General features: G+C 58.7%; 8 protein-coding genes. All 8 read left to right on the forward strand.

The window, feature by feature from the left end:
* Nucleotides 1-35 precede the first annotated feature (35 nt).
* The 8 genes from ruvC to tolB all read left to right on the forward strand — a co-directional run bounded on the left by ruvC (nt 36) and on the right by tolB (nt 6,466).
* The gene (ruvC, locus tag ACIP8I_RS21580) at nt 36-563 is read left to right on the forward strand and encodes a crossover junction endodeoxyribonuclease RuvC (RefSeq protein WP_007962095.1); all 528 of its coding nucleotides are present in this window, start codon (nt 36-38) and stop codon (nt 561-563) included.
* Between the two features lie 114 nt (nt 564-677).
* Nucleotides 678-1,286, forward strand: a complete 609-nt coding sequence (gene ruvA / locus ACIP8I_RS21585; protein ID WP_003227522.1) for a Holliday junction branch migration protein RuvA — start codon at nt 678-680, stop codon at nt 1,284-1,286.
* Nucleotides 1,287-2,348: a Holliday junction branch migration DNA helicase RuvB gene (gene ruvB, locus ACIP8I_RS21590; RefSeq protein ID WP_007962024.1), complete on the forward strand. Its 1,062-nt coding sequence runs from the start codon at nt 1,287-1,289 to the stop codon at nt 2,346-2,348.
* A 127-nt stretch (nt 2,349-2,475) separates the two neighbouring features.
* Nucleotides 2,476-2,943, forward strand: coding sequence for a tol-pal system-associated acyl-CoA thioesterase (gene ybgC / locus ACIP8I_RS21595; RefSeq protein WP_027612533.1), 468 nt, complete (start codon nt 2,476-2,478; stop codon nt 2,941-2,943).
* The gene (tolQ, locus tag ACIP8I_RS21600) at nt 2,933-3,628 is read left to right on the forward strand and encodes a protein TolQ (RefSeq protein ID WP_007912733.1); all 696 of its coding nucleotides are present in this window, start codon (nt 2,933-2,935) and stop codon (nt 3,626-3,628) included. Before ybgC ends, tolQ begins: the two co-directional genes overlap by 11 nt.
* A 23-nt stretch (nt 3,629-3,651) precedes the next feature.
* Nucleotides 3,652-4,104, forward strand: a complete 453-nt coding sequence (gene tolR / locus ACIP8I_RS21605; RefSeq protein ID WP_161794900.1) for a protein TolR — start codon at nt 3,652-3,654, stop codon at nt 4,102-4,104.
* A complete protein-coding gene (tolA, locus tag ACIP8I_RS21610) occupies nt 4,104-5,168 on the forward strand; it encodes a cell envelope integrity protein TolA (protein ID WP_007962027.1) in 1,065 nt (354 codons plus the stop codon). Before tolR ends, tolA begins: the two co-directional genes overlap by 1 nt.
* Nucleotides 5,169-5,185: 17 nt before the next feature.
* The gene (tolB, locus tag ACIP8I_RS21615; RefSeq protein WP_400763805.1) at nt 5,186-6,466 is read left to right on the forward strand and encodes a Tol-Pal system beta propeller repeat protein TolB; all 1,281 of its coding nucleotides are present in this window, start codon (nt 5,186-5,188) and stop codon (nt 6,464-6,466) included.
* The last annotated feature ends 37 nt before the right edge of the window (nt 6,467-6,503 follow it).

Here is a 6,503-nt window from a genome sequence, read left to right on the forward strand (position 1 = left end):
ATTTGTTTTTGTGTTATTTCGAACCAGCAGGCGTTATGACTTTAATTCTGGGTATCGACCCCGGCTCGCGCATCACCGGTTACGGGATTGTTCGCGATACCGGACGCGGCGGCTGCATCTATGTGGCCTCGGGCTGCATCCGAACCGGCGCCGGCGAGCTGCATGAGCGGCTGCAAATCGTTTATCGCGGCGTGCGTGAAATCATTCAGACCTATGGCCCGGTGACCATGGGCATCGAAAAAGTGTTCATGGCGAAAAACGCCGACTCGGCGCTCAAGCTCGGGCAGGCTCGCGGTGCGGCGATTGTCGCAGGCGCCGAAGAATGTCTGGAAATTGCCGAATACACCGCCACCCAGGTCAAGCAAGCCGTGGTCGGCACCGGCGCTGCCAATAAAGAACAGGTGCAGATGATGGTCATGCACATGCTCAAGCTGACCAGCAAACCGCAGATCGATGCCTCGGATGCCCTCGCTATCGCCATTTGTCACGCGCACACCCGTTCCAGCCTTCTGCCGCACGGCTTGGGAACCGCACGCAGTCGTGGCGGGCGCCTGCGTCTCTGATAGCATCAGCAATCATTTTTGTGGAATGCGGATTTCGCGCCTGGGTCGTCGGCCCGATTCCCGCCTTCCATCTGTCGCCAGCCCCCGGCTGGTCAACGCTCAAGGATCTGAAACGTGATTGGACGCTTGCGCGGCACCTTGGCTGAGAAACAGCCGCCGCACCTGATTCTGGATGTAAACGGCCTCGGGTATGAGCTGGAAGTGCCCATGACCACCCTTTATCGTCTGCCGTCGGTCGGTGAACCGCTGACGCTGCACACCCATTTGGTCGTACGCGAAGACGCGCAATTACTCTATGGCTTCGCCGGCAAGCGTGAGCGAGACTTTTTTCGCGAGTTGATCCGTCTCAATGGTGTCGGGCCGAAATTGGCCCTGGCCTTGATGTCGAGCCTGGAAGTCGATGAGCTGATCCGCTGCGTACAATCCCAGGACACCTCGGCGCTGACCAAGGTCCCGGGTGTCGGCAAGAAAACCGCGGAACGCCTGCTGGTTGAACTGAAGGATCGCTTCAAGGCCTGGGAAACCTCGCCGGCCATGTTCGCTCTGGTGCCGAACCAGCCGGACGGCCCGGCGCCGGTCAACACCGCTGAAAACGATGCGGTCAGTGCGTTGATTTCCCTGGGCTACAAGCCGCAGGAAGCGAGCAAGGCGATTACCGCCATCAAGGACAAGAATTTGAGCAGTGAAGACCTGATCCGCCGCGCCCTGAAGGGAATGATTTAAGTGATTGAAGCTGATCGTCTGATCGCCGCCGCGCACAGCCCGCGCGAGCGCGAAGAAGTCCAGGACCGGGCCATTCGCCCGGTCAGTCTGGCCGACTATATTGGCCAGCCGACCGTGCGCGAGCAGATGGAACTGTTCATCCAGGCGGCGCGTGGTCGCAGTGAATCGCTGGATCACACGTTGATCTTCGGCCCGCCGGGTCTGGGTAAAACCACGCTGGCCAATATCATTGCCCAGGAAATGGGCGTGTCGATCAAGAGCACGTCCGGTCCGGTGCTAGAACGTCCGGGGGATCTGGCGGCACTGCTGACCAATCTTGAGCCGCACGACGTATTGTTCATCGACGAAATCCATCGTCTGTCGCCCATCGTTGAGGAAGTGCTGTATCCGGCGATGGAAGACTTCCAGCTCGACATCATGATCGGCGAAGGGCCGGCGGCGCGCTCGATCAAGCTTGATCTGCCACCGTTCACCCTCGTCGGCGCCACCACCCGTGCTGGCATGCTGACCAACCCGTTGCGTGACCGCTTCGGTATCGTCCAGCGTCTCGAGTTCTACAGCACGGCGGATCTGGCGACGATTGTCAGTCGGTCGGCGGCGATTCTCGGTCTGCCACTGGATCCGGAGGGTTCCTTCGAAATCGCTCGTCGTGCCCGTGGTACGCCGCGGATCGCCAACCGTCTGCTGCGTCGGGTGCGCGATTTTGCCGAGGTCCGGGCCAAGGGTCATATCACCAAGTCGGTTGCCGATCTGGCGTTGAATCTGCTGGATGTCGATGAGCATGGCTTCGATCATCAGGACCGGCGCTTGCTGCTGACCATGATCGAGAAGTTCGATGGCGGTCCGGTGGGTATCGACAGCCTTGCGGCTGCCATCAGTGAGGAACGCCATACCATCGAAGACGTGCTGGAGCCGTACCTGATTCAACAGGGCTACATCATGCGTACGCCACGGGGCAGGGTGGTGACGCGGCATGCGTACCTGCATTTCGGGTTAAACATTCCGTCACGAATGGGCGAGATGCCCGTGGCAGACGAGTTTCTCGATGCCGTGGACGATTGATACACATTTTTTCGCGATTTATTCAGCGTTTGTACTGTCACAGGACGGTACTTTTGCGGTAAAGCCTTAAACACTGAAAAAACAGTTGCCTGGCCGGATTGGCAACCCGAGGAGTAAGCACTAGAGTATGCGCGCGCAAAACGGGCTTGAGCCGTTCGCACATCGTTGTCGCGTTTATTACGAGGACACCGATGCGGGCGGCATCGTGTATTACGTTAATTACCTCAAGTTTATGGAACGGGCTCGAACCGAGCGGCTCCGGACGCTGGGCTTTGCCCAGTCGGAACTGGCCGGGGAGGACCTGTTGTTTGTCGTGCATTCCAGCGAAGCGCGCTACCACGCGCCGGCGCGACTGGACGACGAACTGCTGGTAAGCGCTGATGTAATCGAATTGAACCGTGCCAGCCTGCGCTTCAAACAGCAGGTCAGGCGGGCCACGGATAATGTGCTGCTCTGTGAAGGGCAGTTTCTGGTGGCCTGTGTGCGCACCGACAGTTTGAAACCCCGGGCCATGCCCGAATCCTTGCGTGCGGCCTTTGCCGACGCGGGCGGCACGGGTACACACTCAAAGCAGGAGATAAAGCGTGGAAGCTAACGTCGTCGACCATTCCTCCATGTGGAGCCTGGTCAGCAATGCCAGCATCGTGGTGCAGTTGGTAATGTTGACCCTGGTGGCCGCATCGGTGACCTCATGGATCATGATCTTTCAGCGCAGCAATCTGCTGCGCGCCGGTCGACGCGCCCTGGAGAGCTTCGAAGAGCGCTTCTGGTCGGGTATCGACCTGTCCAAGCTGTACCGTCAGGCCGGCAGCAACCCGGATCCTGATTCGGGCGTGGAGCAGATCTTCCGTGCCGGTTTCAAGGAGTTCTCCCGTCTGCGTCAGCAGCCAGGTGTTGATCCGGAAGCGGTGATGGAAGGTGTGGCCCGTGCCATGCGCGTTGCCATCTCCCGTGAGGAAGAGAAGCTGGAGCAGAGCCTGCCGTTCCTTGCCACCGTTGGTTCGGTCAGCCCGTACATCGGTCTGTTCGGTACCGTGTGGGGCATCATGAACTCCTTCCGCGGTCTGGCCAGCGCCCAGCAGGCGACCCTGGCCACCGTGGCCCCGGGTATCGCCGAAGCCCTGATCGCTACCGCGATCGGCCTGTTCGCCGCGATCCCGGCCGTTATCGCTTACAACCGTTTCTCTGCCCGCAGCGAAACCTTGCTGAGCCGCTACTACACCTTCGCCGATGAGTTCCAGGCGATCCTGCACCGCAAAGTGCACACCAGCGAAGAATAAGCAGGTATTTCCCGATGGCTTTAATCGCTCGAGCCCGAAACAAGCGCAAGCCGGTCGCCGAGATGAACGTGGTGCCATACATCGACGTGATGCTGGTGCTGCTGGTTATCTTCATGGTGACCGCGCCGATGCTCAATCAGGGCGTGAAAGTGGATCTGCCCAAGGTTTCCAGCGAAGCCTTGCCGCAGGACAACAACACTCAGGTGCTGACCATTTCGATCAAGGCTGACAAGACCTACTACTGGAACCTTGGCAGCGAAGTCGATACTGAAAAGCAGCAGGACAGGGCAATGACGCTGCCGCAGATGACTGACGCGGTGACCAAGATCATTCGCGCCGGCACCGAAGGCGGCAAGCGTACCCAGGTCTTCATTCGTGGCGACAAGTCGGTCGACTACGGCGCCGTCATGGGTGCCATGGGCGGGTTGCAGAAAGCCGGGGTCGGTAATGTTGGTTTGATTACCGAGGCCCCCTGATGCAGCAACAGCGAGAGCCGTCCGCCTCGGAAAGCTACTTCTGGCCCAGTGTTCTGGCGATTGTCCTGCACGTGCTGGTGTTCGGCATGCTGTTCGTCAGTTTTGCCTTCACACCCGAGTTGCCGCCGGCCAAGCCGATCGTCCAGGCGACCCTGTACCAGTTGAAATCGAAAAGTCAGGCAACCACCCAGACCAATCAGAAGATTGCGGGTGAGGCGAAGAAATCCGCCGCGCGCCAGACCGAAGTCGAGCAGATGGAACAGAAAAAGGTCGAGCAGGAAGCGGTGAAGGCTGCGGAACAAAAGAAAGAAGAAGCGGCTCAAAAGGCCGAGGAAGCCAAGAAGGCCGACGAGGCGAAGAAAGCGGACGAGGCGAAAAAGGCTGATGAAGCCAAGAAAGCCGACGATGCGAAGAAAGCCGAGGCCAAGAAGGCAGAAGAGAAACAATTGGCTGATATAGCCAAGAAGAAAGCCGAAGAAGAGGCCAAGGAAGAGGCCAAGAAAGCGGCCGCTGAAGAAGCCAAGAAGAAGATCGTCGAAGACGCGAAGAAGAAAGCCGCCGAAGACGCCAAGAAAAAAGCTGAAGCTGAGGAGGCGAAGAAGAAAGTCGCCGACGAAGCGAAGAAGAAAGCTGCTGCCGATGCTGCGAAGAAGAAATCGCAGGAAGCGGCACGTAAATCCGCCGAAGAGAAAAAGGCTCAGGCCCTGGCAGATTTGCTTTCCGACACGCCACAGCGTCAGCAGGCCTTGGCCGATGAGCAGGGTGACGAAGTCGCGGGCAGTTTCGATGACCTGATTCGTGCGCGGGCAGCGGAAGGTTGGGCTCGTCCTCCTTCGGCACGCAAAGGCATGACGGTCGTGCTGCAAATCGGCATGTTGCCGGACGGTACGGTGACTTCGGTCAGCGTGGCCAAGTCCAGTGGCGACGGTCCGTTCGATGCTTCGGCAGTCGCGGCAGTGAAGAATATTGGACGTTTGACGGAAATGCAGGGAATGAAGCCGAGCGATTTCGCTCCGTATCGTTCATTCAAGATGACATTCACACCTGAGGATCTAGCCTTGTGAGAAACCTTCTTCGAGGAATGCTGGTCGTGATCTGCTGCATGGCAGGGATCGCGATGGCTGATGAAAAGAACATTCTGGTCACCAGCGGCAGCGATCGGGCCACCCCGATCGCCGTCGTACCGTTCGGCATGCAGGGCGGTGCCGTGCTGCCGGACGACATGGCAGAAATCATTGGTAATGATTTGCGGAACTCGGGCTACTACTCGCCGATTCCAAAGCAAAACATGATCAGCCAGCCAAGCCAGCCGAGCGAAATCATCTTCCGTGACTGGAAGGCGGTGGGTGCTCAATACATGATGGTCGGCAGCATTGCTCCGGCAGGCGGTCGTCTGCAGGTGCAATGGGCACTGTTCAACGTGGCCACCGAGCAGAAAGTGGCTGACGGCAGTGTTTCCGGTACCACCGAGCAACTGCGTGACATGGCGCACTTCATCTCTGACCAGTCGTTCGAAAAACTCACCGGTATCAAAGGTGCGTTTTCGACCCGTCTGCTGTACGTGACAGCCGAGCGTTTTTCCGAGAAGAACACTCGCTACACCCTGCAGCGTTCGGACTACGACGGTGCCCGTGCGGTAACTCTGCTGCAATCGCGCGAGCCGATCCTGTCGCCGCGTTTCGCCCCGGATGGCAAGCGTATCGCTTACGTGTCGTTCGAGCAGAAGCGTCCACGGATCTTCATGCAGAACATCGACACCGGTCGCCGTGAGCAGATCACCAACTTCGAAGGCCTGAATGGCGCGCCAGCCTGGTCGCCGGATGGCAATCGCCTGGCTTTCGTGCTGTCGAAAGACGGCAACCCGGACATCTATGTGATGAACCTGGGTTCGCGTCAGATCACTCGTGTGACGGCAGGTCCTGGCATCAACACCGAACCGTACTGGGGCAAGGATGGTTCGACCATCTACTTCACCTCGGACCGCGGCGGCAAACCACAGATCTACAAAACCAGCGCCAGCGGCGGTGGTGCCGAGCGTGTGACCTTCATTGGCAACTACAACGCCAACCCGAAGCTTTCGGCGGATGAAAAGACGCTGGTGATGATCCATCGCCAGGATGGTTTCACCAATTTCAAGGTGGCGGCCCAGGATTTGCAGCGAGGTAGTGTAAAGATCCTCACTGATAGCACTCTGGACGAGTCACCCACTGTTGCGCCCAACGGCACCATGGTAATCTACGCCACCCGCCAGCAGGGCCGGGGAGTCTTGATGCTCGTGTCCATTAATGGACGCGTGAGGCTCCCGCTTCCTACCGCACTAGGCGAAGTCAGAGAACCGTCCTGGTCCCCTTACCTGAACTGACGCGGCGCTTTACGTTTTACTTAACACACTGGGGTTC

The sequence above is a fragment of the Pseudomonas sp. NPDC088414 genome (assembly GCF_044753325.1).
GTDB lineage: Bacteria > Pseudomonadota > Gammaproteobacteria > Pseudomonadales > Pseudomonadaceae > Aquipseudomonas.

Excerpts from the sequence above, each read along its gene's own strand:
- tolA (WP_007962027.1), top strand. The coding sequence starts at position 4,104 with ATGCAGCAACAGCGAGAGCCGTCCGCCTCGGAAAGCTACTTCTGGCCC.
- tolB (WP_400763805.1), top strand. The coding sequence starts at position 5,186 with ATGCTGGTCGTGATCTGCTGCATGGCAGGGATCGCGATGGCTGATGAA.
- ybgC (WP_027612533.1), top strand. The coding sequence starts at position 2,476 with ATGCGCGCGCAAAACGGGCTTGAGCCGTTCGCACATCGTTGTCGCGTT.
- ruvC (WP_007962095.1), top strand. The coding sequence starts at position 36 with ATGACTTTAATTCTGGGTATCGACCCCGGCTCGCGCATCACCGGTTAC.